The organism is Marinobacter sp. AL4B (assembly GCF_019916045.1).
In the GTDB taxonomy this organism is placed as follows: Bacteria; Pseudomonadota; Gammaproteobacteria; order Pseudomonadales; family Oleiphilaceae; genus Marinobacter.
The window spans coordinates 42,251-69,062 of sequence record NZ_JAILWZ010000013.1 but is presented as its reverse complement, the minus strand read 5'-3'; the positions used below and the strand labels follow the sequence as shown (position 1 = coordinate 69,062).

Annotated in this window: 30 protein-coding genes; 22 read left to right on the top strand and 8 right to left on the bottom strand. The window is 52.3% G+C overall.

Features of this window, described 5'->3' with window-relative positions:
* The first annotated feature begins 5 nt into the window (after nucleotides 1-5).
* The 5 genes from K5L82_RS10615 to K5L82_RS10595 all read left to right on the top strand — a co-directional run bounded on the left by K5L82_RS10615 (nucleotide 6) and on the right by K5L82_RS10595 (nucleotide 4,477).
* The gene (locus tag K5L82_RS10615; RefSeq protein ID WP_223134135.1) at nucleotides 6-1,142 is read left to right on the top strand and encodes an adenylate cyclase; all 1,137 of its coding nucleotides are present in this window, start codon (nucleotides 6-8) and stop codon (nucleotides 1,140-1,142) included.
* Nucleotides 1,139-1,591 carry a three component ABC system middle component gene (locus tag K5L82_RS10610; RefSeq protein WP_223134134.1) on the top strand — a complete coding sequence of 151 codons (453 nt, stop codon included), beginning with the start codon at nucleotides 1,139-1,141 and terminating at the stop codon, nucleotides 1,589-1,591. The genes K5L82_RS10615 and K5L82_RS10610 overlap by 4 nt, the downstream gene beginning before the upstream one ends.
* Entirely contained in the window at nucleotides 1,588-3,600 is a 2,013-nt protein-coding gene (locus K5L82_RS10605) for a DUF3732 domain-containing protein (protein WP_223134133.1), read from the top strand. Before K5L82_RS10610 ends, K5L82_RS10605 begins: the two co-directional genes overlap by 4 nt.
* Before the next feature lie 112 nt (nucleotides 3,601-3,712).
* Nucleotides 3,713-4,093: a hypothetical protein gene (locus K5L82_RS10600; protein WP_223134132.1), complete on the top strand. Its 381-nt coding sequence runs from the start codon at nucleotides 3,713-3,715 to the stop codon at nucleotides 4,091-4,093.
* A gap of 81 nt (nucleotides 4,094-4,174) precedes the next feature.
* The gene (locus K5L82_RS10595) at nucleotides 4,175-4,477 is read left to right on the top strand and encodes a hypothetical protein (protein WP_223134131.1); all 303 of its coding nucleotides are present in this window, start codon (nucleotides 4,175-4,177) and stop codon (nucleotides 4,475-4,477) included.
* A 17-nt stretch (nucleotides 4,478-4,494) separates the two neighbouring features.
* Here K5L82_RS10595 and K5L82_RS10590 read toward each other — a convergent pair whose 3' ends face one another.
* Nucleotides 4,495-4,992 (bottom strand): MOSC domain-containing protein, encoded by a 498-nt coding sequence (locus K5L82_RS10590; RefSeq protein WP_223134130.1) that lies wholly within the window; start codon nucleotides 4,990-4,992, stop codon nucleotides 4,495-4,497.
* Nucleotides 4,985-5,530, bottom strand: a complete 546-nt coding sequence (locus K5L82_RS10585) for a nucleoside 2-deoxyribosyltransferase (RefSeq protein ID WP_223134129.1) — start codon at nucleotides 5,528-5,530, stop codon at nucleotides 4,985-4,987. Before K5L82_RS10585 ends, K5L82_RS10590 begins: the two co-directional genes overlap by 8 nt.
* A gap of 586 nt (nucleotides 5,531-6,116) precedes the next feature.
* Between K5L82_RS10585 and msuE the strand changes: the two genes are divergently transcribed.
* From msuE to K5L82_RS10565, 4 genes are all read left to right on the top strand, one after another.
* Nucleotides 6,117-6,698 (top strand): FMN reductase, encoded by a 582-nt coding sequence (gene msuE, locus K5L82_RS10580; RefSeq protein WP_262492687.1) that lies wholly within the window; start codon nucleotides 6,117-6,119, stop codon nucleotides 6,696-6,698.
* A 45-nt stretch (nucleotides 6,699-6,743) separates the two neighbouring features.
* Nucleotides 6,744-7,724, top strand: coding sequence for a DUF1852 domain-containing protein (locus tag K5L82_RS10575; RefSeq protein WP_223134127.1), 981 nt, complete (start codon nucleotides 6,744-6,746; stop codon nucleotides 7,722-7,724).
* Between the two features lie 33 nt (nucleotides 7,725-7,757).
* Complete coding sequence (locus K5L82_RS10570; RefSeq protein ID WP_223134126.1) at nucleotides 7,758-8,783, top strand: methionine synthase; 1,026 nt, start codon at nucleotides 7,758-7,760, stop codon at nucleotides 8,781-8,783.
* 103 nt (nucleotides 8,784-8,886) lie between these two features.
* Complete coding sequence (locus tag K5L82_RS10565; RefSeq protein ID WP_410505865.1) at nucleotides 8,887-9,981, top strand: bile acid:sodium symporter family protein; 1,095 nt, start codon at nucleotides 8,887-8,889, stop codon at nucleotides 9,979-9,981.
* An 84-nt stretch (nucleotides 9,982-10,065) separates the two neighbouring features.
* Here the strand turns inward: K5L82_RS10565 and K5L82_RS16810 are convergent, their stop codons facing one another.
* Nucleotides 10,066-10,197, bottom strand: a complete 132-nt coding sequence (locus K5L82_RS16810) for a glycoside hydrolase family protein (protein WP_410505864.1) — start codon at nucleotides 10,195-10,197, stop codon at nucleotides 10,066-10,068.
* Between the two features lie 221 nt (nucleotides 10,198-10,418).
* Here K5L82_RS16810 and K5L82_RS10560 point away from each other — a divergent pair, with 221 nt between their 5' ends.
* The 5 genes from K5L82_RS10560 (at nucleotide 10,419) to K5L82_RS10540 (ending at nucleotide 13,918) form a co-directional block, all read left to right on the top strand.
* On the top strand, nucleotides 10,419-10,664 hold the full coding sequence (locus K5L82_RS10560) for a hypothetical protein (RefSeq protein WP_223134124.1): 246 nt from the start codon (nucleotides 10,419-10,421) through the stop codon (nucleotides 10,662-10,664).
* A gap of 109 nt (nucleotides 10,665-10,773) precedes the next feature.
* Nucleotides 10,774-11,214 (top strand): thioredoxin TrxC, encoded by a 441-nt coding sequence (gene trxC / locus K5L82_RS10555; RefSeq protein WP_223134123.1) that lies wholly within the window; start codon nucleotides 10,774-10,776, stop codon nucleotides 11,212-11,214.
* 171 nt (nucleotides 11,215-11,385) lie between these two features.
* Nucleotides 11,386-11,712: a hypothetical protein gene (locus tag K5L82_RS10550; RefSeq protein WP_223134122.1), complete on the top strand. Its 327-nt coding sequence runs from the start codon at nucleotides 11,386-11,388 to the stop codon at nucleotides 11,710-11,712.
* 330 nt (nucleotides 11,713-12,042) lie between these two features.
* Nucleotides 12,043-13,530 carry a type VI secretion system PAAR protein gene (locus K5L82_RS10545; protein ID WP_223134121.1) on the top strand — a complete coding sequence of 496 codons (1,488 nt, stop codon included), beginning with the start codon at nucleotides 12,043-12,045 and terminating at the stop codon, nucleotides 13,528-13,530.
* Nucleotides 13,523-13,918, top strand: coding sequence for a hypothetical protein (locus K5L82_RS10540; protein ID WP_223134120.1), 396 nt, complete (start codon nucleotides 13,523-13,525; stop codon nucleotides 13,916-13,918). Before K5L82_RS10545 ends, K5L82_RS10540 begins: the two co-directional genes overlap by 8 nt.
* A gap of 15 nt (nucleotides 13,919-13,933) precedes the next feature.
* Here the strand turns inward: K5L82_RS10540 and K5L82_RS10535 are convergent, their stop codons facing one another.
* Nucleotides 13,934-14,380, bottom strand: coding sequence for a YHS domain-containing (seleno)protein (locus K5L82_RS10535; RefSeq protein ID WP_223134119.1), 447 nt, complete (start codon nucleotides 14,378-14,380; stop codon nucleotides 13,934-13,936).
* A 431-nt stretch (nucleotides 14,381-14,811) separates the two neighbouring features.
* On the opposite strand from K5L82_RS10535, the gene K5L82_RS10530 reads away from it, so the two are divergent.
* A complete protein-coding gene (locus K5L82_RS10530) occupies nucleotides 14,812-15,702 on the top strand; it encodes a dienelactone hydrolase family protein (protein ID WP_223134118.1) in 891 nt (296 codons plus the stop codon).
* Here K5L82_RS10530 and K5L82_RS10525 read toward each other — a convergent pair.
* Nucleotides 15,683-16,501, bottom strand: coding sequence for a DUF3750 domain-containing protein (locus tag K5L82_RS10525; RefSeq protein WP_223134117.1), 819 nt, complete (start codon nucleotides 16,499-16,501; stop codon nucleotides 15,683-15,685). The genes K5L82_RS10530 and K5L82_RS10525 overlap by 20 nt on opposite strands.
* Nucleotides 16,502-16,892: 391 nt before the next feature.
* Between K5L82_RS10525 and K5L82_RS10520 the strand changes: the two genes are divergently transcribed.
* On the top strand, nucleotides 16,893-18,191 hold the full coding sequence (locus tag K5L82_RS10520) for a dicarboxylate/amino acid:cation symporter (protein WP_223134116.1): 1,299 nt from the start codon (nucleotides 16,893-16,895) through the stop codon (nucleotides 18,189-18,191).
* Nucleotides 18,192-18,238: 47 nt separating this feature from the next.
* Here K5L82_RS10520 and K5L82_RS10515 read toward each other — a convergent pair whose 3' ends face one another.
* On the bottom strand, nucleotides 18,239-18,799 hold the full coding sequence (locus K5L82_RS10515) for a hypothetical protein (protein WP_223134115.1): 561 nt from the start codon (nucleotides 18,797-18,799) through the stop codon (nucleotides 18,239-18,241).
* A 169-nt stretch (nucleotides 18,800-18,968) separates the two neighbouring features.
* Here K5L82_RS10515 and K5L82_RS10510 point away from each other — a divergent pair, with 169 nt between their 5' ends.
* Together K5L82_RS10510 and K5L82_RS10505 are read left to right on the top strand one after the other, a co-directional pair.
* Entirely contained in the window at nucleotides 18,969-19,448 is a 480-nt protein-coding gene (locus tag K5L82_RS10510; RefSeq protein ID WP_133004716.1) for a peptidylprolyl isomerase, read from the top strand.
* An 85-nt stretch (nucleotides 19,449-19,533) separates the two neighbouring features.
* Nucleotides 19,534-20,838, top strand: coding sequence for a ferric reductase-like transmembrane domain-containing protein (locus K5L82_RS10505; protein WP_223134114.1), 1,305 nt, complete (start codon nucleotides 19,534-19,536; stop codon nucleotides 20,836-20,838).
* Nucleotides 20,839-20,967: 129 nt separating this feature from the next.
* Here the strand turns inward: K5L82_RS10505 and K5L82_RS10500 are convergent, their stop codons facing one another.
* A complete protein-coding gene (locus K5L82_RS10500) occupies nucleotides 20,968-21,279 on the bottom strand; it encodes a hypothetical protein (protein WP_223134113.1) in 312 nt (103 codons plus the stop codon).
* Between the two features lie 180 nt (nucleotides 21,280-21,459).
* Here K5L82_RS10500 and K5L82_RS10495 point away from each other — a divergent pair, with 180 nt between their 5' ends.
* From K5L82_RS10495 to K5L82_RS10480, 4 genes are all read left to right on the top strand, one after another.
* Nucleotides 21,460-21,882 carry a hypothetical protein gene (locus K5L82_RS10495; protein ID WP_316933389.1) on the top strand — a complete coding sequence of 141 codons (423 nt, stop codon included), beginning with the start codon at nucleotides 21,460-21,462 and terminating at the stop codon, nucleotides 21,880-21,882.
* A 15-nt stretch (nucleotides 21,883-21,897) separates the two neighbouring features.
* On the top strand, nucleotides 21,898-22,209 hold the full coding sequence (locus K5L82_RS10490; protein WP_133004720.1) for a hypothetical protein: 312 nt from the start codon (nucleotides 21,898-21,900) through the stop codon (nucleotides 22,207-22,209).
* 60 nt (nucleotides 22,210-22,269) lie between these two features.
* On the top strand, nucleotides 22,270-24,021 hold the full coding sequence (locus K5L82_RS10485) for a DEAD/DEAH box helicase (protein ID WP_223134111.1): 1,752 nt from the start codon (nucleotides 22,270-22,272) through the stop codon (nucleotides 24,019-24,021).
* 124 nt (nucleotides 24,022-24,145) lie between these two features.
* The gene (locus tag K5L82_RS10480) at nucleotides 24,146-25,837 is read left to right on the top strand and encodes a diguanylate cyclase (protein WP_223134110.1); all 1,692 of its coding nucleotides are present in this window, start codon (nucleotides 24,146-24,148) and stop codon (nucleotides 25,835-25,837) included.
* Nucleotides 25,838-25,839: 2 nt separating this feature from the next.
* Here K5L82_RS10480 and K5L82_RS10475 read toward each other — a convergent pair whose 3' ends face one another.
* The gene (locus K5L82_RS10475) at nucleotides 25,840-26,742 is read right to left on the bottom strand and encodes a hypothetical protein (RefSeq protein WP_223134109.1); all 903 of its coding nucleotides are present in this window, start codon (nucleotides 26,740-26,742) and stop codon (nucleotides 25,840-25,842) included.
* Nucleotides 26,743-26,812 lie beyond the last annotated feature (70 nt).

The window sequence follows — 26,812 nt, the reverse complement described above, 5'->3', positions numbered from 1 at the left end:
AAGGTATGAGCGGAGGACAAAGCAAAAATGCCGCGCTAACAACTGCCTTAGCCTTTCATTACCAGGTGCTAATCGGCTTGGATAAATGCTTCTCGCTTGACGAAGGCCAGTCGGTTTGGTTTGAAAAAGACGGTGACGTTAGTCTGATTTCGCCAGATGCTTTGGCGTCGACTCAAACTGAAGTGAAAGATTATGCCGCACCGCTTACCGACCACCATGAGAATCTTTGGAAAACACTCAAGAACTGGTTGGCGCAAGAGTTTGACCATACTCAATATGGCGTTTTAGTGCTGCATACAACTCAGCCTTTTGGGGCAACCACCCGGCTAAAGGATTGGAATACACAAACAGCCGAGCAACGTTTGTCAGTGCTTAAGGATATTTTTTCCGATCGTAGTGATAAGCAGCTTGACGCAGAACAACCATCGGAAATCATAAAACTTCAGAAAGCTTTGATGTTAAATGCTGATGATGAAAATTTGATAGCTGTACTAGAGAAAACTGTACTGCACGTTGAATCGGCAGATTTAGATGCATTGAGAAAATCCTACCTCAATAAGCTCAGTGGTTATATTCCGCATACAAATAGACAGGCATTTGCTGAAGGTTTAATAGGCTTTATCTACGAGCAAGCAAGTTACGCAAGATGGGTTATCGATAAGACAGCATTTGACCAAAAGCGAGAAGCCCTAACAGCAAAATGGGGGCCTACGTTATTTACTATTCCAGATTTTGACGCAAGAGATGCAACTGAAGACGAAGTTGATGCCTATATTACTGAATTATTCGCTAAAAAAATTATTGAAATAGAGTATGAAGATGTGCTGCCCGAGGCAACAGGTAGCTGGTTAGAGTTAAGAAATGCGTTAATTGAAGAATTGAATGGCTACCCGCAATTCAGGGAAGCGGTTGGGCAATATCGAGAAAGGTGGATTAGAACATTTTCCGCAAAATATCGTAGCGCTTGCCGAAAAAAAGGTAGCCCAGTGGAGCTAGCGCAAGATTTATATGACCAAGTAACCAGCGAAACACCATTCGGCATTGAAGGTTACCCAAACCCAGACCCTGTTTTTAGAAATGGCTTGATTCACGACGCTATGGACGATGACGAGCAAGATTTGAAGTGGAAGGTAGAGCCATGAGCAGTATTGTCGACGCCCTATACGAATTAAAGTACAACCCGTTTGAGTATGGGCCATATCTGGCCTCGTTTTACACACATTTGGATGACTCTGAAAATAGTTTGTTGCTAGCTCAGTTGGTAATCCCGCTGTGTAGTCACCCTATTTACAGTCAAAAGCTCTTGAACTCAAACAAGCGAAGCTCAATATGGACAGTTTTTGACGACCGTGCAAAACTTTATGATCTTCAAGAGCGAATTGACGGGTTTCAAGCCTTGACAGAGCAATGCATTCAATATTGCTTAATCAATGACTGGGTATCGATTAATGAGCAACAGCTGTCCCTTGGTAAAGGTGACGGGGCTGATGCTGTCTTTGTCCATAAAAAAAGCGCAGAAAAATTAGGTCGATTATTTGGTGGTCACACAGTGGTTGAAATATATGCGTTTTTAGGAGTGAAGCCACGATGAAAACACTTATACATGAAATTGGTGTGATTGATAAAAAAGGGAACAAACACCCTGTTAATTTTAAAGCTGGACTTAATGTTGTTACTGGTAAGTCATCAACAGGTAAAAGTGCCTTAATTGAAATTTTTGATTACTGCTTTGGCAGTGGTGAAAACACCATCCCTAAAGGCGTTATTACCACCAGCGCCGCCATTTACTATGTAGCGCTCGCTGTTAATGAACAAGATATGGTGATTGCTCGTGATCCTGATATTGCGACAAAAGCTTTTTTTCGTCGTGTTGAGGCATTCAATACGACAGAAATTGACCGAGACTACTTCAGTTCCAGCTATTTTCGCCCATTGGACGAATTTAAAAAGCACTTACGGGGCTTTTTCTTAGATATAGATGATGTTGATGAATCTTTGGCAGCGAGAGCCAATCGTAGATTTAACCAGAAAGCACCTACACCCTCTGTCCGTAGCTTTTCATCGTTTATGCTTCAACATCAGAACCTTGTAGCCAATAAGCATGCGTTATTTTATCGGTTTGACGAGAAAGAGAAGCGAGACCAAGCTATTGAGCATACTAAGATTTTTTTAGGGCTTGTGGATCAAAAGTTTTTTCATCTAAAACAAGATCAAGAACGACTTAATGCAGAAATTCGACGCTTAGAGCGCCAAAAGGAAACTAATAAACGTGCGTCCGAAAGTTACAAACAAAAAGTCGGACCAGTTTTAAGACAACTCTACGCTTTGATGGGGTTTAAAGATGACCCTTTATCATTGGATAAGGTGCTTCGCCACCCTCAAGATGCTAAAGAGCAACTTGATGGCATCATAGTTTCTGAGAAAATTGACTATAATTCTGATGCTATGACACGTCGCTACGATCAGCTGAAACTTGCGCGTAATCAACAAGCGGCAGAATTAAGGAAGCTGCAGCGGCAAGCTTCGTCGATTAAAAAGCATATTCAAGAAGAAGAACGGTTCGTTGTTAACGTAAAGCAGTTTAAATCACCAAAGGATGTGCATATCGCTGCTGCTGTTTGTCCTTTTTGTCATACTGAAAAAGATAGCTTGCGCCAAAGCGCTGAAAACCTTCACCAAGCTATCACTAAAGTATCTGGAAATCTTGCTCAAGCTCGCCCGATGAAAGCAAAGTTTGAGTCGTCTTTAGTCGATGTACAGCGTTCTACTGAGGTTTTAAGTAAAACACTTGCAGAGCTAAATCAGCAAATATCAGAGATTGAGAAAACAGAGAAGAACCTAACAGAACAAAAGAGCCTATATGAAAGTATTGTTATGCAGAAGGCAAAACTTTTTGCGCTTCTTGATACCCTCGATATGGCTGACGATGCGGAGCTTGAGAAGAGCATCAAAGAGACAAGCAAACAACTCTATGGTATTAGTGAATCCCTTAAAGCATACAATGTACAAAAAGGGTTAGAAGAAGCATCGGCTAAAGTAAATAGATATATGGCTGAGATCGGAAAACACTTTGAGTTTGAAAAAAGCTACCTGCCCATTAACCTACGTTTCTCTTTTGAAACATTCGATTTATATCACTTACAGGAAGAAGAGAAAGTCTATTTGAGGTCAATGGGCAGCGGCGCAAATTGGCTATACTGCCATATTACGTTGTTTTTAGCATTGCATAAGTATTTTGCTGAGCTCGCTGATGAATGTTCCATCCCATCGATATTGTTTTTAGATCAGCCGACGCAAGTGTATTTTCCCAACTTTAACCGTGATACTGCTGAGAGCTTTGATGAGCAAAAGAGTCAGGAAGAAAAACAGCGAACAAAGATAGAAAGACCCATCGATGAAGATATAAAAGCTGTTGAAAACCTATTTAGCAGGCTTTCGATCTACTGTAATGAACTTGAGTTGGATAACGGCTTTAGCCCACAAATTGTCGTGACAGACCATGCGGATAATTTGGAGCTGTCCAATGGAGTGTTGTTCGAGTCTTTGGTAAATGGTAATAGGTGGCGAGCGCGCGGCTTGATTCATCCTATTCAAGAATAGATAGAGGCTATGAATGGGATGGTGCTGCTTATAACAAGGTGCTGCTGTCGGACAAATTTCCGCTTCGCTCCAATTTTGCCGCAGAGCGCGGCGTTAACTGAGAGGAGATCACGTGGGGCTGGCCATTTTGTTCTTTTTTTTCGTGCCCACCATCGCATTTTCCGACTGTTATGTGGTTGGTGATTTAAAAGGGTTTTCTACTCGGGAAGCCTATGAGTACGAGTTCTCAGATGATGGGGTTAGTTCGAGAAAGTTTGTTGTAGAAATTGACGGTCGGGGAAGTAGTATTACGCCGAACAACATGAGCTGTACTCAAACTGGAAAATATACAGTACTCTGTGTGGACGCGGAAGATAAGGGGGCATCGACGATTGAAACTTGGGCTGTCTACCCAGAAAAAGGGAAGGTTATTTATACCAAGTCAATGAATGGTTTGGGGCCTTTCAATGGCGCCAACTTGTTCGTTGGCAATATTAAGGGGAAGTGCGACTAGGAGCGCGCAAGGTCGAGAAGCGGACATAGGACCTTTACGGACCGAGCCCCCCCAATAAAAAAGCCCAATAATGAATTTTCTATGAAATTCCTAATCCTCGCCATTTTCGTCGCCATCACCGCCTTCCTAATCTGGCGCAGCAAACAAAACACCGACCCCACCGAGCAAGCCTGTGCCATCGAAATCGGCAACCTGATCAAAGCCAATCCAGATGCTAAGCCGCAGGCTCTTGCCGATATCTTCACGAAACACGGAATTGATCCGTCGCGCTGCCAGAACGTGGGCGCTATGGTCATGCCGCAGTTACGCAAAAATGGCTTAAAACCGGAAGATGCTAGGATTGTGATGGGGCAGGTGAGGGCGGCTTACCCTCTCGTTCGCTAGGTCGTTGTTGAGGCTAGTTAAGCAGAGAGCAATGCCTTCACCTCGTCGCCCAGTGATACCTTGCCCCCTTTAACCACTCTCGCGGTAATGCCGCCGTGCCCGCGCATGGCGTTATAGCCACCGGGTCCAAACGTTGTCTCCATCTTGCTGCAGGGGTGGCATTGGCCGGTGTATTCCAGCACCACGCCGCCTATCCGGAACGTTTTGCCCTTCAGCGCCAGCAGGTTCAGGCCAGAGACTACGATGTTGCGCCGGAACACCCCGGGTTCGATGGCTTCTCGCTGTAGGAAGGAGCCAATGGTGTGGAGGTGTTCTTGCTGTATCAGGGTGACTTGGCGTTTGCTGGTTTCGCGCCCAGCGAATCGGTCACCTTCCAGGCCCGTGCCCGGGGTGATCGACACGCGCTCGATTGCCTGCATGGGCTCTCCACGTGCGGGGCGGATGCCAATCCACTCCACGCGGCCGCGTTGGGGGAGGGTGTCTAGCAGGGTTTGAAGGGGAGTTGGTTCAGGCATGGGCCAGTGCTCGCACGCAGTTGCGAAACAGCTCCGCCGAGAAATACCGGTGTTCGCTTGGCTGCTGCGCCACGAACAGTTGGCCACCGGATTCGCGGATGCCGCCCTCGATCATCAGGTTATCGCCCATTTCGAAGTCCTCAATGGCGTGGCCATGTTCGTCTTGGTCGGTCGCGCCGGTGCGGTCGCGATAGTTCCGGCTGTCTAGAGTAAACCCGAAAGCGGGTTTGCCCTGGCCAATCATGTAGCCGACTTCAAACACGGTGCCCGGGTCTGCGCTGATGCCCCGAAAGGGGGTGAGGTTGGCAATGATGGCATCGCAGCTGTTCATCAGTTCGCGGTTGGCCTGGTAGATTCGTTGGCCGCGTTCGGGTTTGGCGTCGTTTTCTGAAAACGCCAGGGCGGTGTCCAGCGGGTCTACGCCTTCATACCCGGCTCCCTGAAGAATACGTTTTTTCTCGGCCACGATGGCCTTGTGTTCTTCGGCGGGGAAGAACACTTCGGGGCCGGCGAGGTAGATGCGTTTTGGTGTTGTCATGTGACCCTCGGCTTTTACTGCAGTTGATGGGTCAGTTTACGTGTCCAGTGCTGCTTTGTGGATAGGGCCGTAATTCGCCGCTGTAGGTAGGCCTTTATTTCTATTTGGCTGTGCATCGTCCATTTTTGCATCAACTTTCCCGAGCCCTTGGGGTACGTGGCTTATGAATGGTTAACCCTAGGTTCCCAACACAGTTATCCACAGCTTTTGTGAGTAAAGTTCGTGGCAGCTTTGAGTTCAGCCGTGTTATGGGAAATATAAGTTGGCCAGTTTGGCTACTCGATCAGATGGACTAACTGTTCAAGCTCTGGGCGATCAATCGCGTGAACGCACCTGCCGTGTCGTTGCCGACGGTAGACAACGCGTAGATGGTGCCCAAAGCGCTCAAGCATTCGATGAATCCTATTCATGGATTGCTGAATTAATACCATTTTACTTCATTGATTCAGGTCGGAAGAATGGCCTCCATTGTTTTTTTGAATGCATCGGAGCGGCTATGACACTGTCTAAAAACTCGAATTTACCGGAGGCTGAGGGGCTGGCTCACCAAGCTGCGTCGACCTGGCCGGCTGACCTGGACGCCAAAATGACACGTCCACTTCGCGTCGTGGCGGTTTCCGGCGGACTTCAAAGCCCCTCCAAATCGGCAGGCCTGGCCCAGCACCTGCTTGACTTAATTGCTGACCAGGTGTCGTGCCTACCGCACTTGGTCGATTTGGGGTTGATAGCGCCACAACTCACCGGCTCGGTCTGGCGCACTCAGGTACCTGCCTCTGTGGAACAGGCGTTGGCATCGGCCGAGCAGGCCGATGTACTGGTCGTCGTCAGCCCGGTTTTCCGTGGTTCGTACACGGGCCTGTTCAAACACTTCTTCGACCTCATTGAGCAAGAGGCCCTGTTCGACACGCCGGTGTTGCTGGCCTCCAATGGCGGTAGCGAGCGCCACGCCCTGGTAATCGACCACCAACTGCGGCCGCTGTTCAGCTTTTTCCAAGCACGCACGTTGCCCCTGGGCGTCTACGCCACCGACAAGGATTTCGTGGGTCGCCGCCTGAGCGACGAGTCCGTGATCGCGCGAGCCAGGTTGGCGGTTCAACGGGCATTGCCCCTGTTAGAACTGACGCAACACAGCATTTCCTCCAACGCTGAACGCCCACTGGCTGTCTGAAACATCCATCGTCATTTATTCAGTTAATCCGTTTTGAGAATAGTCATGAATACAGATTTTACTTATAGCCTCAAGAGCATCCGTTTCGATGAGCACTATGTCCCGTCGGACAATACTCGCCTGACGACTAATTTTGCCAACCTAGCCCGTGGAGAGAGTCGGCAGCAAAACCTGCGCAGAACGCTGAAGATGATCGACAACCGTTTCAACGACCTGGCGCATTGGGACAACCCCGCCGGTGATCGCTACGCCGTTGAGCTGGAGATCATCTCCGTCGAGCTGGATATTGGTGTGCAGACCGACGCGGCATTTCCCTCTTTCGAGATCTTGAAGACCCACATCGTCGATAAGAAGTTGAACCGGCGTATCGACGGCATCGTGGGCAATAACTTCTCGTCGTATGTGCGTGATTACGACTTCAGCGTCGTGCTGCCCGAGCACAACGCCGACCGGGCCGAGTTCAGCCTCCCCGACAACTTTGGCGTCCTGCATGGCACGCTTTTCAAGCACTTCGTTAACTCCAGTGCCTACCAAGAACGCTTCAGCAAGCTTCCAGTCGTTTGTCTGAGCGTGTCGACCAGCAAAACCTACCGGCGCACGGTCAATCATCACCCCATCCTGGGCGTGGAGTACCAGCAAAACGAGCTGTCCTTGACCGATCAATACTTCGCGAAAATGGGGATGCAGGTTCGCTTTTTCATGCCGCCCAAGAGCGTGGCCCCCTTGGCCTTTTATTTCTTTGGCGACTTGCTGAGCGATTACACGGATCTCGAGCTGATCGGTACCATCAGCACGATGGAAGCTTTCCAGCGCATCTACCGTCCCGAGATCTACAACGCCAACTCCGTGGCAGGGCAGGTTTATCACCCAAGCCTGAATCGTGACGATTGCTCGTTGACGCAGATCGTCTATGACCGGGCGGAGCGCAGCCAGTTGGCCGTCAAGCAGGGCAAATTTACGCAAGAGCAGTTCATCAAGCCGCACCAGCACATACTTGAGCAATGGGCCGCCGAAGCCGCGCATTGATCTGACCACTATTTACCTTATAAGGAATCCTCCATGTTTGAGACTTCCATCGTCGGCAGCCTGCCCAAGCCCGCCTGGCTGGCTGAAACCAACAAGCTCTGGCCAAAATGGGCGGCTGAAGGCGACGCACTCATCCAGGCCAAGGCCGACGCGACCCTGTTGTGGATCAAGGCCCAGGAAGACGCCGGTCTGGACATCGTTTGCGACGGCGAACAATCTCGGCAGCACTTCGTGCACGGTTTTCTGGAGCAGGTCGAGGGCATCGACTTCGACAATAAAGTGAAGATGGGCATCCGCGACAACCGCTACGACGCGATGGTGCCGCAGGTGGTATCAAAGCTGCGCATGAAGGGCCGCGTGCACGCCTTCGAGGCGCAACTGGCGCGCGCACACACGAAGAAGAAACTCAAGTTCACCCTGCCTGGCCCGATGACCATCGTCGACACGGTGGCTGACCGCTTCTACGGGGATAAGGTCAAGCTGGCATTTGCTTTTGCCGAGTTGCTCAACCAGGAGGCGCTGGCGCTGCAGGCTGATGGCGTGGACGTCATCCAGTTCGACGAGCCCGCCTTCAATGTCTACATGAAGGATGCCGACGACTGGGGTGTGAAGGCGCTCGAGCGTGCGGCGCAGGGCCTGACCTGCAGGAGTGCGGTGCACATCTGCTATGGCTACGGGATCCGGGCCAACACTGACTGGAAGAGCACCTTAGGCGAAGAATGGCGTCAGTACGAACTGGTGTTTCCCGCGCTGGCCAAGAGCCGCATCGACCAGGTAAGCCTGGAGTGCATGCATTCGCATGTGCCGCTTGAGCTACTCAAGTTGCTGAAGGGCAAGGACGTCCTGGTCGGCGTGATCGATGTGGCCAGCGATGTGGTCGAGACGCCCGCGGAAGTGGCTGACGCCATCGCCCAGGCATTGCAGTTCGTGCCCAAAGAGCGACTGTTTCCCTGCACGAACTGTGGCATGGCGCCCATGCCGCGTGAGGTGGCGGAGCGCAAGCTGCAAGCCCTGGCCGAAGGCACGAAGCTGGCCAAGGAGCGCTTGGCATCGAGGTGAGCGCGGGCCCCGTCCGAGGGCCATCATGTGAATGTGAACGGTCGCGCCTGCACTGCGGGTGCGACCGTTCCATTTGATTGGATGATTTGATGAGATCGAGATGGTGAAGGTGTTGAAATCGTTGAAACAAATGGCAGGCGCGCGCATGGCGAGCCGCAAGCACCAGGGCGGCGCAGCCGACTGGTTCTTGATCGGCATGGTGGGAGCGGTGGCGCTGGCCTCCATCGCCCCGGACCTAGGCCGCACAGGTGGTCTGCTGCGCCTGGACGTGGTGGGCAACATCGGCATCTTCCTGATCTTCTTCCTGCACGGCATGGGCCTGAGCACCGACAGCCTCAAGCATGGGGCATCGCGCTGGAAGCTGCACCTGATGGTGCAGCTCAGCACCTTTGCGCTCTTTCCGCTGTGGTGGCTGTTGCTCAATGCGCTGGTGGGCCGCTTCATACCGCATGACTTGCTGCTGGGCTTCTTCTACCTGGCGGTGCTGCCATCCACGGTGTCATCGTCTGTGGCGATGACAGCGCTGGCGCGCGGCAACGTGGCGGCGGCCGTGCTCAACGCCAGTTTGTCGACCTTGCTGGGCGTGGTGCTGACCCCGCTGCTGGCCAGTCTGGTGTTCAGTGGTGCGGCCGACGGCCAAGCCATGGACGTGGGCGATACCATGCTCAGGGTGGCACAGATGCTGCTGCTGCCCTTCGTGCTGGGTCAGTTGTTGCGCCCGGTGGTGGGCGCGTGGTTCCAGAAGATCAAAGCGTGGACGACCAAGGTCGACCGCACCGTGATCCTGCTGCTGGTGCTGAGCGCGTTCAGCGACTCGGTGGCCGATGGCTTTTGGAGCCAGCATGGCCTTAGCCTGATAGTGATGACGACCGTGGGCGTATGCCTGTTCTTGTTCCCATTCCTGTGGCTGACCAAGCGCATTGCCAAGACCCTGAACTTTCCGGTCGAGGACGAGATCGTGGCCGTGTTCTGCGGCTCCAAGAAGACGCTAGCCTCGGGTGTGCCCATGGCCAAGCTGCTATTTGCAGGCAACCCCGCCATGGGCGTGCTGGTACTGCCCATCATGTTCTATCACCAGCTTCAGCTGTTCGTGTGCGCGGTGATGGCCAAGCGCTACGCGGAGCGAGGGGATGCGCTCACTCCGAGCCGATCTGATGAAAATACGGGCGACATTGATTGCCAGGGACAGCAGCCTTGATTTCCTGCAAATGATTTAATTTGTACACGCGCTATGGTGCCTGAGCCAGTAAGATGTTGCGTGACTCGGGAGAAATTTAGCAGTTCATTGATCGAGCAGTTTTGCCTCTGCAACACGTTTGAAAACCAGCCCCGGCAGCACTTTTCCGCCGCCATAGACCCAGCGCCACAGCTCCATTGCTGCGGTAGCCCAGACCTCGGCTTCCGCCTTGCTGATCGGCGTATGCGTGGAATCAAAGAGGTGGCCGTACCCCTACTAAGCTGCGCTCCGCAGGCGCCGCTTAAAATTCGTTATGCCCTAATTAGAATGTCCGCTTTGCGACCGGAGCGGCCAATTTATCGTGTCGAACTGCGGCCAACTATTGATGACGTTACCAAGCCACCCGGCTAGGTTTGGTCGTCTATACTCAACAAGGGCGTGTGAATAAAGGGGGAGCTATGATGCGTTATCTTGCGATTCTGTTATTCACGGTGTTTTTTGCAAGCAGCGTTTTCGCCAGCCATTGTCCTACGCTGATGCACAGGATTGATGAACAACTTAAGATGGTTCAACTGGACAGTGCAACGGAAACCCGAATCAAGGAACTCCGGGATAGGGGGCAGTCGCTGCACAACCAGGGTAAGCACGGTGAGTCTGTAAAGGTGCTTAGTAAAGCAATCGATGAGCTGGACGCTGCGATGTAACTATTCCAGTGCGTTCGTCCAGTTCGCGTTCGCCGCTTATCGCGTTGCTTGATTTCTCTTCTTATGCCCTGATTATTCCTTTAACTAACCCATCAGAGGCAGATGCATCATGACGAACGTTCGACACTTGGTATGCCCCCATTGCCACAAAGTGAACCGTGTACCGGCCGAGAAGTTGTCATCCGGCGGCAATTGTGGAGCCTGCAAACAACCGCTGTGGCCGGACCAAGTTCTGGAGTTGGCGGAACAGAGCTTTGCTGCCCATACAAAACGCAGCGATGTGCCCGTGCTGGTGGACTTCTGGGCCAGCTGGTGTGGCCCGTGTAAAGCGATGGCTCCCCAGTTCGAGCAGGCCGCGAAAGACTGGAACGGCAAAGTGCGCTTTGCCAAGCTGAACACCGAACAAGCGCCTGGGCCGGCCGGTCAGTTTGCGATTCGCAGCATACCCACTCTGATTCTGTTTCAGAACGGCCGGGAAGTCGCCCGCCAAAGTGGTGCCATGAATCAGGCGCAGATTAATCAGTGGCTGCAATCGAAAGGCATCTGTTAAATATTCGTAACCCATTGAAATATAAACAAAAGGTAAGTTCGACCTCTCGTGTATGTTTGATAATCTCGAATGGTTCAAAAACTGACAAGTGCCTGATGAGGCGCTGGAGAAACGGTTCTCCAGCCTGTCGTATCGGGCGTGTCAGACCACCTGAACCATGGGGTTTACATCATGAACATGAAATCACTGCTCGTTTTTTTGTCTCTGAGCGCGGCCTCATTGGGAGCCGTTGCCGATGACACCGCCGATGCCGCGCTGGGTGGCGGTATTGGAGGAGCAATTGGGGCTGCCATCGGCAACGAGGTAAGTGGCAGAGATGGCGCTATTCTCGGCGGCGCTGTAGGTGCGGCAACGGGAGCAGCCATTACCACCAAAGACCACAGTGAACACGATCGTGATTATGATCGCCGTCGTTATGACTACGACGATCGCGGGTCTCACCGGAAGTCTCGTGGCCATTTCTGCCCACCAGGCCAGGCGAAGAAGGGCAACTGCTGAAATGCGACAGGTCAGCTAATTCTTCAGCCCTCTCCGTGAGATAGCCGAAAATCCATTGCAAGTAGACTTGCCTGTTTTAGCATCAATTTCCCAGAGCTCCTGTGACACGGGGCTTATGCACGGTTAACCCTAGCTTCCCAACACAGTTATCCACAGCTTTTGTGGGTAAAGTGCATCGCAGCGTCGGTGAATTGAGGTCACATTATTGTTATTAAGTGTCCGGTTCGTATTGGGGATTCATAGGGCTTTGTTTACCATGTCTTGCTCGATTGCCAGTGACGGCGACGCAAACAAAGCTGAATGATTCTTCAAGGACAGAAGGAACCGAGAATGAGCAAGCAAGTTGTATTATTGGGTGATCTGGGATCAGACCACCAAGGGTTTCCACCCACGCCGGTGATTGCTGGCTCTCCAGATGTCTTAATTGATGGCAAACCTGTCGCCCGTGTTGGTGACCCTCTCGCACCGCATTCCAAACCAAAACACCCTCCTCATCCACGTGCTGTTGCTGCAGGTTCAGCAACGGTACTGGTTAATGGCATGCCTGCTGCGGTGACTGGTGGTGCAATCTCTTGTGGTGGTGTCACCATCGGCAGTGGCAGTGTTGTTATTGGTGATACCCATTCACCTGCGTCGTTTTCAGGGGTTTCCCCAACGCCGTCAAAGGCTGTTTCGCTGGCTGCATCTCCTGCTAGTAACTCTGGCAGTGCTATCTCTCAATCACCAAAGGCCAATGGTACGGGGAGTAGCGTGGGTAAACCTGTCGCAGGTGGGCCGGCGGCATCCAGTGTGGACGGGTCAACCCAGACTGCCGCTCCCGCTAATGTTCAGACCAAGCCCGAGATAGAGCCAGGCTTTCATGTCGTGCAGACACCCGTAAGCAAAACAGAATTGTTAAGTGCCTTGTACGGCGATGCCTCAGCAAAACCGAACAGTTTTGACTGGCTGAATCCGGATCTTGGCGCGCAGGTGCTGCCCGGTGAGATGATTGTTTTGGGTGACCCTGACGGCACGGAATGCACTCAAAAAGAAGCGGAGTTGATGGAGGTGGCTGCGCGGGTAAACGCTCAGGTAAGGTCGCTGGAGCAGGGCGAGGCGGAGTTTCTCGTTAAGTATTACGACTTGTTGGAGGCGATTACCTCAACCGGTTCGGCGGGGATGGGTGCGGGCGCGGTGATGGTTTCTAAGCAGATTGGCAGTATTGAGAAGACGTTGAAGAACATTGAAGGGCTCCACCAAGATAGTTACCGCAAACACGGCCACCTCAACCATCCCGAGTTCTTCGAAAAACGGCGGGCACTCTTCAAAGAGTTGGATTTTGCTTTGGGAAGCGTGGCCCGAAAGGGTATGTCGCTGGATGACGATGCCAAGTTGAAGCGAGCGCTGGGGTTGTCGGCGAAAAGTATTGTGAATAGCTGGAAGTCGGCTGGGATTGGCGACATACCCGGGTACGCCACGCATTATGACAGGGTGGCTAAGGGGGCGAAGTATGTTCGTAATGTGGGGTATCTCGGGATTACTCTGGATGTCTCCATGTCCGCGCTGAAAATTCGTGAGGCATGTACTGCGGGAGATGATCAGGCGTGCCAAGTTGTTTCTTATTCGGAAGGTGGAAAGCTTGTGGGCTCGATGGTGGGCGGTGCTATTGGAGCGGGTGCTTCATATGGCTGTTTAGCCTTTGGTGTTACTTCTGCAGGTATCGGAGCAATAGCGTGCGCGGTGATTGTGGGCGGTGCTGGTGCTGCATTTGGGGGACAGGTTGGCGCGGCGCGCGGTGAGGCTGCAGCCGAAATCCTGAGAAGGTCTATTCATGAGTGACGAAACGTTAAGATTATTGGCGGAAGTCGTATTTGTGGCTTCTCTGGGCGTTGGTTTTGTTCTGCTTCTATTGATGGTTACTCTGTTCTTTGGAAAAACAAAGGAAGTGGAGCGTCGGATAGCGACACCAGGCAAACAGTTGGATGAAATTCGCAGTATTTGGGGCAATGGTCCCATTGGTCGATGGATGAGAGTGATGCACGTATACGCTTTCGTAGTTTTTCGACACATTCCACGAATAGGGCCTCGCATCGAATCCAGAATGGGTGACGAAAGCGAACCTTTACCTCTCTCCTTGAAGTTGTGGGTCATCGTGCCTTTCACTGTTTATGCGGTTCTGATGTTTTTGTTTTTCTTTTTGGGCTGGTACCTCGAAGCGTTCGAATAGCTAGACGCTACGAGTTCACTTTTCCAGAACGCTTGGCCAATTGGCGTTCGCTTGCTGAATGAACCCATCGGGGTTCTTCAGCCATCGGTCCTGAATAGACTGGCTGTAGTTTAGGTACAGGCGGTCGTTCCGGATGGTCCAGTGTTGTGGATCACCTTTAGCAAGGTAGCCCTGGGCGACCGCCCAGGCACAATAACCTCCATAAACGGGTGCAAAGCGTTCCGGGTTGGCCTCAAAAAGTGCCAGGTTTTCTGCGTTCGCGAAGCGCCAGGTCGCACCCTGAAACACAGTGGTGTAGTCGCTCGAACCTTTTGTGGCTCGTCCCGCTGCGAAGTAGCTCACCGTGTCGTAGCCACCTGCTCCCGTATTGCTCAGCAAGCCCGTGTAAACGGCGGGTTCGGCCGCCAATGCGCCGGTGGCCATACAGAGAGCGAAGGTGAAGAGTGCCAGTAGTTTGGTCATGTCGGTTTCCTCGAAGGGCGGGAGGCTTTACTCCAGCGGCACGTTTATCTTCCCGGTTGTTCGGTTTGACCGGCAGCGGCTTGGCATGTTCCCGATCCCGGCCAGACTGCCCTTGCTGAGACGAATTCACTATGTCCATATCGCCCGTTTTTGCACCAAATCCCCCGAGCCCCTGTGACACGGGGCTTATGTGCGGTTAACCCTAGGTTCCCAACACAGTTATCCACAGGTTTTGTGGGTAAAATTCGTGACAGCGTTGAGTTCAGCCGCCCGACGAGGCTTGGTCGTCTATACTCAGCGAGGGCACGTGAATAAGGCGGAGCTATCGTGCGTTTGAAAGGTAGTCGTTAATGAGTTGGCTATCGAGTCAACATGAGTGTTGTTACGTTTTGGTGCAGAAACAGTGATCGTTTCAAAATCGAGGATCAGTTATGAATACGCCAAGATCAGATCATATCCCTCAAGAAGCATTCGATTGGTACGATGAATATGCGCATGGGTTAATCGATCGACGCACTTTTATGCGCAAGCTCAGTGGCTTAGCTGTTCTTGGTTTTTCTATTAGCGTATTAACCTCTGTTTTATTGCCTGATTATGCCCGCGCCGAGCAGGTATCGTTTAATGACGAAGATATAAAAGCAACGTACGAGGAATTTGATTCGCCTGATGGGCATGGCAAGGGCAGGGGCTATCTCGTTGTTCCGAGCAATGTGAGCGGTAAGCTTCCTGTTGTCTTGGTGGTACACGAAAATCGGGGTTTGAACCCTTATATCAAAGATGTGGCGAGGCGACTGGCTAAAGTGGGTTTTATTGCCTTTGCACCGGATGCGTTATTCCCTTTAGGGGGCTACCCGGGTAACGATGATGAAGGCCGTGCGATGCAAAAAACGATGGATCAGGCGAAAATCCAAAACGATTTTGTGGCCGCCGCACACTTTTTAAAGTCGCACCCTAACAGCAACGGTAAGTTAGGTGCCGTTGGTTTTTGTTTTGGTGGCTATGTTGTCAATTACTTGGCCGCGGTTGATCCAAACCTTCTTAACGCGGGCGTGCCTTTTTATGGTACGCCCGCAGCTGAAAACTTACGCAAAAACATTAAAGCGCCGCTCTTGATCCAACTGGGTGAGCTCGATAAGCGGGTTAACGATACATGGCCTGAGTACGAGCGGGGCCTAGACGCGAATAATGTGGAATATACGATGCACATGTATGAAGGCGCTCACCATGGTTTTCATAATGACTCGACAGCTCGATATGATGAAGCAAATGCAGAGCTTGCGTGGCAACGTACCATTGAGTTTTTCAATCATAAATTAACGTAGAGGGAGCTGAAACCTGTTCCATCATCGGGGCTTTGTGCCACGTTGAGCGATCCATCCACGGATCGCGCAGGCCAATGTGCCCGATTCCGGGCAATTTGACGGCCAAAGCCAGGGGGTCGATGCCAACGTTGAGGCCGAGGATGTTCAGTTCAACCCCTTCCCGGATACTCGCCATAAGGCCGAAGTAACCATTGAGGGAGAGCTGGTAGCCCGAACCGCTGGGCGCTTTCGCAAATACTCCGTCAGCGAGATAGTCTTTTCCGATAGCAATGTTGGGCAGCGCAACATCGAGTTCGGGTACCTGCCGGATTACCCAGGCTACAAAGGTGTTGCTGTTGGGCCCGGGCCAGGCTTTGTATTCATTCGCGTAGGGGTAGGCGTCGATAGCTGCCCGGATATTGGTGATGGCGGCCACCGCTTTCTCACCACGGATATCGGCCAGCAACTTCGGCGGGTTGCCATACCAGGCGGTATCCGGCTCACCGGGGCGGGACCGCACCGCTTTATAACCCCAGCCAGTGACATCGTGAACCTCGTAGGTGAATGCTCCGCGCTCTTTGGTCGCAATCCAGGTATGGACCGCAAAATGGCCGCGCCAGTTATACGCCCGGGCACCATAAACCTGAACAATGGCTTCTTCGGTCGCGCCGGGCAGTGGCGCAATGCCTGCGCTGGAGCGATCGGTGTCACGCCAGCTCTGGCTAGACTGACTACTGCAGGCCGCAATCAATGCGGGGCCTGCCAGCAGAACCAACAAGAAGACGGTGGTTCTGATGAGCCATCGGAGGGGCTTGATCATTCCTTTGGTACCTCGAACTGGATGCATTGATGGGTGGTCAAAACCCAATCAGTATACGTTTCATACTATCTTGAGGATCTCCCGCCTTGAAGCCTAGAGGTGTAGCGTGTTGTCGTTCCAGGATCTATGCCATGCTGTTCCTGCTGAGACGGATTCTCTATATCCATATAGCCTCCATGTATAGGCTATTTTTGCATCAGATTCCTCGAGCCCTTGGGCCACAAGGCTGATGGCGGTTTAACCCTAGGTTCCCAACAATGTTATCCACAGCATCTGTGAGTAACGTACGTGGGAATACCGGTTTACCCATAGTCAGTTGCTGACGAGAATCCTCCGCCTTACGTATTTAATCGCTTGCTCATTAACGGGCCAGGGTTTAACGGGAGCCCCTATGAAAGCTGTATTGGATGTTTATCTGAATTCTTCGCTGGTGCTGCGCATTGGTATCGCGCTGGTTCTAGGTTTGGTGGTTGGCCTTGTCGGCGGGCCGGTGGTGGCCGAATGGTTGAACCCGTTCGGGGAGCTGCTGCTGAAGCTCTTGAAGTTTCTGATCGTGCCGATTGTGCTGTTTACCCTGATGGTGGGCATCAACCAAGCCAACCTTTCCAGTATGGGGCGTGTCGGCCGGAAGCTGCTGGGTTTCTATGTGCTGACTTCGGCGCTGGCCATTGCGGTGGGGCTGACGGTGGCGTCCTTCTTCGAACCCGGTATTGGTCTGGAATTATCGTCGTCGGCCACCGTCGAGGTGCCGGAGAACCCGGGCTTTGTTCAGGTACTGTTGAACATTGTGCCCGCCAATATTGTAGAGGCCTTTGCCAAGCCGAACCTGCTGGGGATTATTTTTACCGCAATTGTGTTTGGTGTGGCGCTGCTGAAGCTGCGCGAGTCTGACGCTCACAGTGAAGCTGCAGATAAAGTGTACGACGTGGTATCTGGCCTGAACGATGTCACCATGAAAGTGATGTCTGGGGTTCTTCAATACGTGCCGATTGGCGTGTTTGCGATTGTTGCCAGTACCGCCGGTGAGCAGGGTGTGGCCACGATATTGGCGCTTGGCGATATGGTCATGGTGCTGTACATCGCTCTGGCGGTGCAGCTCCTGCTCTATGGGGTTTTGATGCGCCTGAATGGCGTGAATCTGGCGGGCTTCATTCGTGAGGCTAGGGCACCGGTGGCCACGGCCTTTGCCACCCAGAGCAGTTCCGGGACGCTGCCTCTGACTCTGAACGCCGCTAGCCGTATGGGGATTCCCCAGCGCATCTACGGTTTCAGCTTGCCGCTGGGGGCCACCATCAATATGGATGGCGCGGCTATCCGCATTGCCATTTCCGCTGTTTTCGCGGCCAATGTGGTGGGCGTGCCGCTGGACTTTGTCACCATGCTGGAAATTGTGCTGATCGGCACTCTGGCTTCGATAGGTACTGCCGGTGTGCCGGGTGCCGGTATCGTCATGATTGCAACGGTGTTCGCACAGGTGGGGCTGCCGATTGAAACTGTGGCCTTACTGGTATCGATTGATGCACTCGTGGGAATGGGCGCCACCGCCATGAATGTCACCGGAGATCTGGTGGTTACCTCGGTGATTGGCCGTTCTGAGGAGAAGTATGAGTCGGCGCCGGAAAACCCGGTGGAATCGGAGAATCAACTATCCTACGACCACAGCCGGGGGCAGCCCCGAAACGTGCTTTAGCTCTCTGCCGGAAGGGATGATTCCCTTCGCGGTTTTGAGCAAGTAATCTAGTTCACTCGATCGAATGGACGGTCATAGTCGAGGCTGGTTGGCCGCTGCGCTGGCGATTCGCCATCACCTTCGCCGGTGTAGAGAATGTTATTCTCGATGTAGACGATCGTGTATTCGTCGATCTCCCAGTCGGCGCCATTGTATCGTGTAACATGCGAATCCAGCTCGGTAGCGGTGATGCCAGAACCCAATACAACATCCGCACCCAAAGTGAAGTAGCCTGATGAGGTAGGGTTCGGAGCCTCCGGTAATGGCACCATGCAGCCGCTATCGATGTAGTTCTCGATACTGGTGCTGAAGGTGCCGCGGGTGAAGGTTATCGTCACGATATCGTGGTGCACTTCGCCTTTAACGGGTCCGCATTGCTTGTTCCAAGTGCCTTCAAGTAAGGTGATTTCATCACTTGGAGTGGCGTTATCGTTATCATCGCTGCCGTCAGAGGAGCCCGAATCCGGAGGGGTACCCTCCTCGATTTTGCCCGGGTCGTCTCCGCTCCCCCCGCCTCCGCAACCCGTCATTAGTGCCGAAACAAGCGTGAACAATGCAATCCTTGTCATGATTGTGCTGCCTTACGATAGTGTCTGTTTGATTTACTGTTATATCATTATTGCATAAGGCGAGAGGCTGCGACAGGCCGTGAAAGTAGACCTGTTTTGGTTTTACGGTTCTAGAATCAGCGCCTCAGCCGGCTATAATGGCGTACTTTTAATCGTCTTAGAGGGCGCTATGCCAATCGAAAAGAATCAGGTGGTTTTGTTTCACTACAGTGTCCGTGATGAGGAAGGAACGGTTGTTGAAACTTCCCGTGGTGGCCAACCGAATGCCTATCTGCATGGTCATGGAGGTGTTATTCAGGGCTTGGAAGAAGCCCTTGAAGGTCGTGAGACGGGTGAAGTCTTCAGCGTAACCATCACGCCGGAGAAAGCCTATGGGCCGCGCAAGCCGGATGCCATTCAACGAGTGCCGGTGAAGCACTTGATGGGGGCCAAACGCTGGAAGAAAGGCATGGTCGCTCAAGTTCAAACCGAGCAGGGCCCGCGCCATGTGGTGGTTGCCAAGGTCGGCCTCAAGTTTGCGGATGTGGACACCAATCACCCGATGGCGGGTAGAACGCTCACCTTCGATATCGAGATCATCGAAGTACGCGATGCCGATGCGGACGAGCTTGCTCACGGGCATGCCCATGGGCCGGGTGGGCATCACTGAGGCGTGCGCAAGCTGCAACCTCGTTGCCAAGCCCTGATAGGCAGACTAGATTAAATAGTAGGGGGAAGTGAACGAGGCAAGGTAGATGAAAGCGTTCTTTTTGATCATTGTTTACCTTGTTGCGGTCACCTTTCCGTTGATCTTGTCTGCGCTGGTCGGCGGGCAGCCTCGCCATTTCCATCAGGAGCTGGCGTCTGGCCTTGGTATTCTGGCGTTCTCCATGGTCCTCATGGAGTTCATCCTGTCGGGTCGTTTCAAGGCCATTTCAAACGGCGTCGGGATGGACGTCACTATGCGGCTTCACCAGATGATGGCGCGCACCGCATTGGTGTTCGCGTTGGTGCATCCGCTTCTTTATCAAGGAACCCCGTCGGGCGGGCCACGCCCTTGGGATCCAACCCGTGAATTGACACTCACCACCGATTTTTCTGCTCTGGCCTCCGGCATTGCTGCCTTCCTGCTGCTTCCCGCCCTCGCGCTATTGGCCATCGGGCGTACTCAGCTGGACTACAAATACGAGACCTGGCGGTTTTTGCACGGCTTAGGCGCTCTCTTGATTGCGGTTCTGTTGTTGCACCACACCGTTTCGGCCGGGCGGTACGGTTCACAGCCTGTGATGACCTGGGTGTGGTTAGCCATGACAGGCGTGGCTGTCGCGTCACTACTCGCTGTTTACCTTCTGGTTCCGCTTCTGAAAAAAGCACGGCCTTGGCGTGTGGCTTCCGTGAATCAGTTGACACCAGAGCAGTGGGAATTGACTGTAAAACCGGATGGTCATTGTGGCCTTGGCTACAAGGCAGGGCAGTTCGTCTGGCTGAATGTGGGTCATAGCCCGTTCTCAATGAAAGAGAATCCGTTCTCCATTTGCTCAGCGCCTGCAAGCGGCCCGGAGATCACCTTTATGATCCGAGAACTGGGCGATTTCACACGTACCATCGGCCAGATAAAACCCGGAACCGTTGCGTATCTCGATGGTCCCTATGGCAATCTTTCTGTGGAGGGGCGCGATGAGCCCGGGATCGCGCTTATTGCCGGTGGCGTTGGCTTGGCTCCGCTGCTGAGTATACTCAGGCAACTACGGCTGAGCGGCGATTCGCGCAAGGTGAGGGTGGTCTACGGGAATCGGGTGGTTGATCAGATCGCCTATCGCGATGAACTGGTTGAGGGCGATGTCGTCTGTGTGCTGTCAGAGCCACCAGAAGCCTGGGCCGGAGAGACAGGCCTTATCGATGCCGCGCTGATGGATCGGGTGTTTTCAGAGAAGGAGTTCAGCGAGTGGCTGTTCGTAATGTGCGGCCCGAGGGGCATGATGGATGGCGTTGAAGATTACCTGATCAGCAGAGGCACACCCTCACGCTGTATCCTGTCGGAGCGCTTTAACTATGACTAATCCCTTTCAGCGCTTGAGCCCGCGAGGCCGGGTGTCTGTGATCATTTGGGCGCTGAATATCACATTGTGCCTTGTCCTTCTTGCTTTCGTGCTACGGTAATCGACGGATTAAAATAGACTGGGAAAACGCTATTTTTTCTGTGCCTTATCATCCGCTGACCGCATTTTCATTTTATCTTTCTTTTTCATGTCGGAATGGTGGTCTTTTTTCGGGTCCATTTCGTCAGCTTTGCCGGTTGGGTCGCCGGTATTGTATTTCGACTTTTTGGACTCCTCGTGTCGCTCAGAGTTCTGCTTTCCCTGTTTCGCGTGGTTATCCATATCCTGCTCACCCAAGTCCTTGTTCTCATGGCCGTGATGGGCAGCGAGCAAGGCGGTTGAGCCCAAGGCTATGAACGGTGTGATCAGGGCATAAAATGCGAGTGCATGGAGCTTTTTCATAGAACCCTCCTTCGTATAAGATGTTCCGCGCGGACGAAGTGTCCTCTATGCGCGTTTCGTCATATGGAGTCCGGGGTGATCTCTTGAGTTAAGCTCAGGAAACGGTGCTTATCAACTCGGGATAATTACGTTGCTCGTTATGTGGCCCTAGTGGACACCACTAAAAGGTTAAACTCTGTTGTGTATAAGCTTAACGTTCTGGTAGTTCTATCCCTGTTGCTTATGGCCGGCTGCACCAACATCGCCAAAGATGCGGCCAGAACAATTCATCCGGCATCGTCTTCGTCTTTGACGACAGACACATTGTTCTCCGTCACCAGTGAGTTCTTATCTGGGAAGGGCTATCAGTGTGACAGCCGCCATGACCCGAGTGCTCTTCGTTGCACGAAAGAACTTCGCGATCTTTATATCCATCAGACCCAAGCGGTGGTGCAGATCTATCCCCGGGATGAAACTTACCCCCATACCCTGGTGACTAGCCGGTGGGATGAAGGCCTGATTCCGGGCGAGTTTATTTCCAGTGAGTTCACTAATCCTGACGTGAAGGCATTTTGCGAGTATCTGGAAGCGCAGGCGTTGGGCAGTTGCCGGATGATCAAATAATAGAAGGAATGGCTAATGGCTTTAGGGTGGGTAGTAGCAGGCACGATTGGCCAGTTTTTTCTGGCATACATGATGTTTATGCTGGTGGTGTTCGGGTTCAGTGCTGTTGGCAACACTCAACGGCTCTCCCAGTTTGATTCCTCGGTGCTGGACTCGGCTATGTATTCCGTGCCCGCAAGTTGTATTGTCAGTGCGGTTGTTGTGATTGTGCTTTATCGTATGGGCGCGGGTAAGTTAGCGTACCTTTGGTACACGACTCCGTTGTTCTTGTTTTCGGGGTATTTGGTGTACATCAAGATGTTTGTTAAGCCGAGCGCCGATCTGTAATGCCTCACTTTGAACCGTTGCAGAGGGGGCTCTGCCCATTCAACGAATAAGCCCTTCCAGATGAACGCTCCTTTCAAGCTGCGCCCCTACCAGCAAGAAGCCGTCGAGGCCACCTTGAAGCACTTCCGAAAATCGGATGAGTCTGCCGTGATTGTGCTGCCAACCGGCGCGGGTAAAAGCCTGGTAATTGCAGAATTGGCTCGCTTAGCCAAGCGCAAGATTCTGGTGCTGACGCATGTGAAAGAGCTGGTGGAGCAAAACCACGCTAAGTACGAGAGCTATGGGTTAACCGGCGGGATCTTCTCCGCCGGGCTGAAGCGCAAGGAGAATCGGCATCAGGTGACCTTTGCCAGTGTGCAGTCGGTGTCGGCGAATCTCGATCAGTTCAAAGATGAATATTCGTTGGTGATTATCGACGAATGCCACCGCGTCAGCGGCGAGGATACCAGCCAGTATCAACGCATCATCGAGTTGCTGAAACAGCAGAATGATTCCCTCAAAGTGCTTGGCCTAACTGCCACTCCCTATCGGCTCGCCATGGGCTGGATTTACCGCTATCACTACCGGGGTTTTGTGCGTAGTGAGCAAGACAAGCCTTTTGTACATTGCATTTACGAGCTGCCGCTCAGTTATATGATCAATCGCGGGTATCTCACCAAGCCCGAGTTGGTCAATGCAGCGGTAGCGCAATACGATTTCTCTGCGCTGGCGCAGGACCGTTTTGGCGAATACGCCGATAAGGATGTGAACGAGCTGCTGAGCAAACATCAGCGCGTTACCCGAGCCATTATTGAGCAGGTAATGGAGCTCGCGGCTGAGCGCAAGGCAGTGATGATCTTTGCGGCTACGGTGGATCATGCGAAGGAAATTACGGGCTACTTGCCGGAGCACGAAACCGCGCTAATAACGGGGGCTACCGATCTGGCTGAGCGGGATTCGCTCATCCGGCGCTTCAAACAGCGGCTGTTGAAGTATCTGGTAAATGTGTCTGTGCTCACCACGGGCTTCGATGCGCCTCATGTAGATTTCATAGCCATTCTTCGACCTACCCAGTCGGTTAGCTTGTATCAGCAGATTGTGGGCCGCGGTCTGCGTTTGGATGAAGGCAAGCAGGATTGTCTGGTAATTGATTACGCGGGCAACAGCGTCAATTTGCATCACCCGGAAGTGGGCGAGAAAAAGCCGGACCCCGACAGCGAGCCGGTGCAGGTGTTTTGCCCAGGCTGTGGGTTTGCCAATATCTTCTGGGGTAAAACCGACAGCGAAGGCCGCGTTATTGAACACTATGGTCGCCGTTGTCAGGGGCTGCTGGAGCCTTTGGAGCAGAGCGAGCGCCCCGAGCAGTGCGATTACCGTTTTCGGTTCAAAGAGTGCCCGCATTGCGGTGCCGAGAATGACATCGCAGCCCGAAGCTGCCACCAGTGTAAGAAGGCCATTATTGACCCGGACGATCAGCTTAGAGATGCCCTGAAACTCAAAAATGCGATGGTCATCCGTTGCGCCGGAATGACGTTGAGCGATCATGGCGACACGTTGAGGATCACCTATCATGGTGAAGATGGGGAAGAGCTCAAGGAGTCATTCGATTTCAGTAAATCGAGCCAACGTAATGTATTTAATAAACGGTTCGGGCGACGTTTCGCGAACAGCCAGGCACCGAAAGAGTTCAGTAAGGTTGATGAAGTGCTCGAGCTGCAGGCCTTGGTACCAGCACCGGATTTTGTGATTGCGCGCAAGCAAAAGCATTATTGGCAGGTGCAGGAACGAATTTTTGATTATCAGGGGCAATATAGAAAAGCGAATGGGGCATAACTTCCCCCGAAGCTTTTTGCTGTCACACTAATCAATAGGTTATTAGATTTCTTCCTTCGTACTACAGTCGTGACCTCTGGCAAGTGCTAAACTGACTGCCGTTGCTTGAGTAAGGATACCCAACATGGCGCTTTGCCGTTTGTTTTTGTACGTTGTCACGCTGTTGCTGGTGGCTATTCCTGCAGGGGCTTCGCAATCATTGGAGATAGGCCAGGGTGCGGTAAAGCTAAAGCACTTTCCCGTTGAGTATTTTGTGGATGGTTCGCAATCGTTGGATTATGAGTCGGTTCGCCTTGAGCCGTTCGAAACCACGACCAGTACGGCAACCCTGGGTAACCGCGCGCCGGTGGCTTGGTACCGTATTTCCTTGCAGAACACGAGTGCCTCTGATCAGTCGCTTTTCCTGCATCTCCCCAAGGCTTATCACGTTCGCTCAATTGATATCATCGAGGAACGCTCTGCCAGTTTGGTGAACAACCTATCCATCGACCTCAATAATGCCGAGGCCCATCCTACGATTTACAAAGGAACGTTGGTGTATCCATTCGTTCTGCCTGGGGGCCAGTCAACGGTTTTATACGTGCGTAGCCATGCATACTCCCATCAGTGGTTTTCGCTAGGGATATACGATGAGGAGCATTCCCGGCATGAACTTGTCGGCAGTCATCTCGATATTGCTCTCATGGTGGGGATGATGTTGGCGCTCGTGTTCTATAACAGCTTGTTGTACTTCGCCACCAGCAAGAAAGAGAACATCTTTTACTCCCTTTATCTTATTTCAGGCCTGGTGTGGATAGCGTTGTCATACGGCCTTGTGGCCAAGGCCTTTAGCGCCTACGGCGATGCCATTTTCATGCTGAATCTGTCGATCATCTCCATGCCGATTTTTCTATTGCTGTTTATGATGGCAATTTTCGAAACTCGCGAGTATTACCGAACAGAAAACCGTGTTTTACAGGCTATGTTGGTGCCTCTGATTGTGGCGTTCGTTTACGGCTTGTTTGATATTACGGCCGTCTTAAAGTTTTCTGACAATCTTGCCGCATTGGTGATGCTGGTGACCTTCTCGGTTAGCCTTTCTTTGCTCCGAAAGGGGCATCCGCTGGTGAAGTTCTTCCTTGTTGGGCACACCTTCTTCCTGATATTCAACGGGATCGCGGTCATGTATTACAAGGGGATGGTTACGCCGAACTACATCAACAGTCATGGGGTTGGCATCGGCATCATACTCGAGGCACTTACGCTCGCGTTTATCATCTCTTATCGGATCAAATTGCTGGAGGATATTCGTTCTAAGCAGGATGAGCTCAAGCGACAAGCTTCCACCGACCCGCTGACCCGGCTTTATAACCGACGTCATTTTATGGCGGAAGGCGAGTATTTGCTGGCGAAGGCGAAGGAAAGCGGCGAGTCTCTGTCAGTGATTGCTCTTGATATTGACCATTTCAAGTTAGTTAACGATACCCATGGTCACAACGTGGGCGATCTCGTTTTGGTGGAGGTTGCTTCGACGTTTCGTAAGTTAAGCCGAGACAGGGATTTGGTTGCTCGGTTTGGCGGTGAGGAATTTCTGATCCTATTGCCCGGCGCAGATCTCGATGAGGCATTCGGCTGTGCCGAGCGAATTAGGGCTGCGGTAGAGTCGCTGGCAATAGCAGCCAGCGAGAACGTGGTCGTTCGTGTCACTGTCAGTTTGGGGGTTGTACAGGTTAACCCAACGCTTGAAACGCTAGAGGACGCGGTTAACCGTACGGACCAGCTGTTATATGAAGCAAAAGCTGCAGGGCGAAACCGGGTCAGTGGCTTCTACAATTAACCTTAAATCCCAGTGCTATCGCTCAGTCGCTCCAGTTTGATGCTTCCGTCTTCAAAGACCAGTGAGCCATTTGGTTCCCGCACAGCCGCAGGGAGGCTTGCTACCTCAGACTTAAGAATAAGCCCCGCCGACTCTGCTTGCTTCACGATAGGGACAATTTGCTGGTCAACGAATTCTATAATTTGACCACCAAGCTCACCGCCTAGAGTGGAGGCGTTTACTTTAAGCTTTTCAATATCGTTCAAGTGGTTAGTTGAAAGCTCTGATAGCTCCACTACTTCGTTTCGGAGCAGCTCTCGGGTGCGATCAAATGCATCATAGGCGGCCACTTGGGAAATGGAACCCGATTGTTTTTCAATGTCTATGCCTTCGATTTTCCGGGGCTTGGCGCCCTCGGAAGACATCAGATTTGCGTTGTAATTAAGCGTGCTGATAACGGCTTTCAATCCATGTCTCAAGCCGTTCACATCATCAATAAGTCCGTTGATGTTACGCATGTTTTGGTAGTGAACAGACAGGCTAGATGCATGAATCTTGACGTTTTTCATGGATCGGTCGATCACATCCGCAGAACCTCTCAAGCGAGAAAGTTCCACTTGTAGCGCCATCACCTGTTTCGATTCTTTGATCTCAGAGTCGTGCTGAATAAGCCGGCGATTTTGCTCTATGAGCTTGCTTTCCACTTTTGTGGAGGTGGTACTTCCGAAGAAGTCGGGGGCATTGTTGCTGGGTGGGGGAGCGGTTTTAGCCGGTTTCCGATTGTATTTTTCTACCACTTTTTCCAAGCGATCATACGCCTCTACGGCACTGTCTGAGTTGCATACCTCGTAGGCCTTCCGGACCACTTTTGTGACCGCACTGCCGACAGATTTCACTGTATCCCAGACACTCGAGAACCACCCCATGCACAGTTTCCTTATCAGACGGCGTTAAGTTTCAATTTGCTCTGTATGGTTTTGCGGGGGATTAGAGCAC

Coding starts and splice junctions, on each gene's coding strand:
- K5L82_RS10615 (WP_223134135.1), top strand. CDS start 6: ATGAGCGGAGGACAAAGCAAAAATGCCGCGCTAACAACTGCCTTAGCC.
- K5L82_RS10610 (WP_223134134.1), top strand. CDS start 1,139: ATGAGCAGTATTGTCGACGCCCTATACGAATTAAAGTACAACCCGTTT.
- K5L82_RS10605 (WP_223134133.1), top strand. CDS start 1,588: ATGAAAACACTTATACATGAAATTGGTGTGATTGATAAAAAAGGGAAC.
- K5L82_RS10595 (WP_223134131.1), top strand. CDS start 4,175: ATGAAATTCCTAATCCTCGCCATTTTCGTCGCCATCACCGCCTTCCTA.
- K5L82_RS10590 (WP_223134130.1), bottom strand. CDS start 4,992: ATGCCTGAACCAACTCCCCTTCAAACCCTGCTAGACACCCTCCCCCAA.
- K5L82_RS10585 (WP_223134129.1), bottom strand. CDS start 5,530: ATGACAACACCAAAACGCATCTACCTCGCCGGCCCCGAAGTGTTCTTC.
- msuE (WP_262492687.1), top strand. CDS start 6,117: ATGACACGTCCACTTCGCGTCGTGGCGGTTTCCGGCGGACTTCAAAGC.
- K5L82_RS10575 (WP_223134127.1), top strand. CDS start 6,744: ATGAATACAGATTTTACTTATAGCCTCAAGAGCATCCGTTTCGATGAG.
- K5L82_RS10570 (WP_223134126.1), top strand. CDS start 7,758: ATGTTTGAGACTTCCATCGTCGGCAGCCTGCCCAAGCCCGCCTGGCTG.
- K5L82_RS10560 (WP_223134124.1), top strand. CDS start 10,419: ATGATGCGTTATCTTGCGATTCTGTTATTCACGGTGTTTTTTGCAAGC.
- trxC (WP_223134123.1), top strand. CDS start 10,774: ATGACGAACGTTCGACACTTGGTATGCCCCCATTGCCACAAAGTGAAC.
- K5L82_RS10550 (WP_223134122.1), top strand. CDS start 11,386: ATGAACATGAAATCACTGCTCGTTTTTTTGTCTCTGAGCGCGGCCTCA.
- K5L82_RS10545 (WP_223134121.1), top strand. CDS start 12,043: ATGAGCAAGCAAGTTGTATTATTGGGTGATCTGGGATCAGACCACCAA.
- K5L82_RS10540 (WP_223134120.1), top strand. CDS start 13,523: ATGAGTGACGAAACGTTAAGATTATTGGCGGAAGTCGTATTTGTGGCT.
- K5L82_RS10535 (WP_223134119.1), bottom strand. CDS start 14,380: ATGACCAAACTACTGGCACTCTTCACCTTCGCTCTCTGTATGGCCACC.
- K5L82_RS10530 (WP_223134118.1), top strand. CDS start 14,812: ATGAATACGCCAAGATCAGATCATATCCCTCAAGAAGCATTCGATTGG.
- K5L82_RS10525 (WP_223134117.1), bottom strand. CDS start 16,501: ATGATCAAGCCCCTCCGATGGCTCATCAGAACCACCGTCTTCTTGTTG.
- K5L82_RS10520 (WP_223134116.1), top strand. CDS start 16,893: ATGAAAGCTGTATTGGATGTTTATCTGAATTCTTCGCTGGTGCTGCGC.
- K5L82_RS10515 (WP_223134115.1), bottom strand. CDS start 18,799: ATGACAAGGATTGCATTGTTCACGCTTGTTTCGGCACTAATGACGGGT.
- K5L82_RS10510 (WP_133004716.1), top strand. CDS start 18,969: ATGCCAATCGAAAAGAATCAGGTGGTTTTGTTTCACTACAGTGTCCGT.
- K5L82_RS10505 (WP_223134114.1), top strand. CDS start 19,534: ATGAAAGCGTTCTTTTTGATCATTGTTTACCTTGTTGCGGTCACCTTT.
- K5L82_RS10500 (WP_223134113.1), bottom strand. CDS start 21,279: ATGAAAAAGCTCCATGCACTCGCATTTTATGCCCTGATCACACCGTTC.
- K5L82_RS10490 (WP_133004720.1), top strand. CDS start 21,898: ATGGCTTTAGGGTGGGTAGTAGCAGGCACGATTGGCCAGTTTTTTCTG.
- K5L82_RS10485 (WP_223134111.1), top strand. CDS start 22,270: ATGAACGCTCCTTTCAAGCTGCGCCCCTACCAGCAAGAAGCCGTCGAG.
- K5L82_RS10480 (WP_223134110.1), top strand. CDS start 24,146: ATGGCGCTTTGCCGTTTGTTTTTGTACGTTGTCACGCTGTTGCTGGTG.
- K5L82_RS10475 (WP_223134109.1), bottom strand. CDS start 26,742: ATGGGGTGGTTCTCGAGTGTCTGGGATACAGTGAAATCTGTCGGCAGT.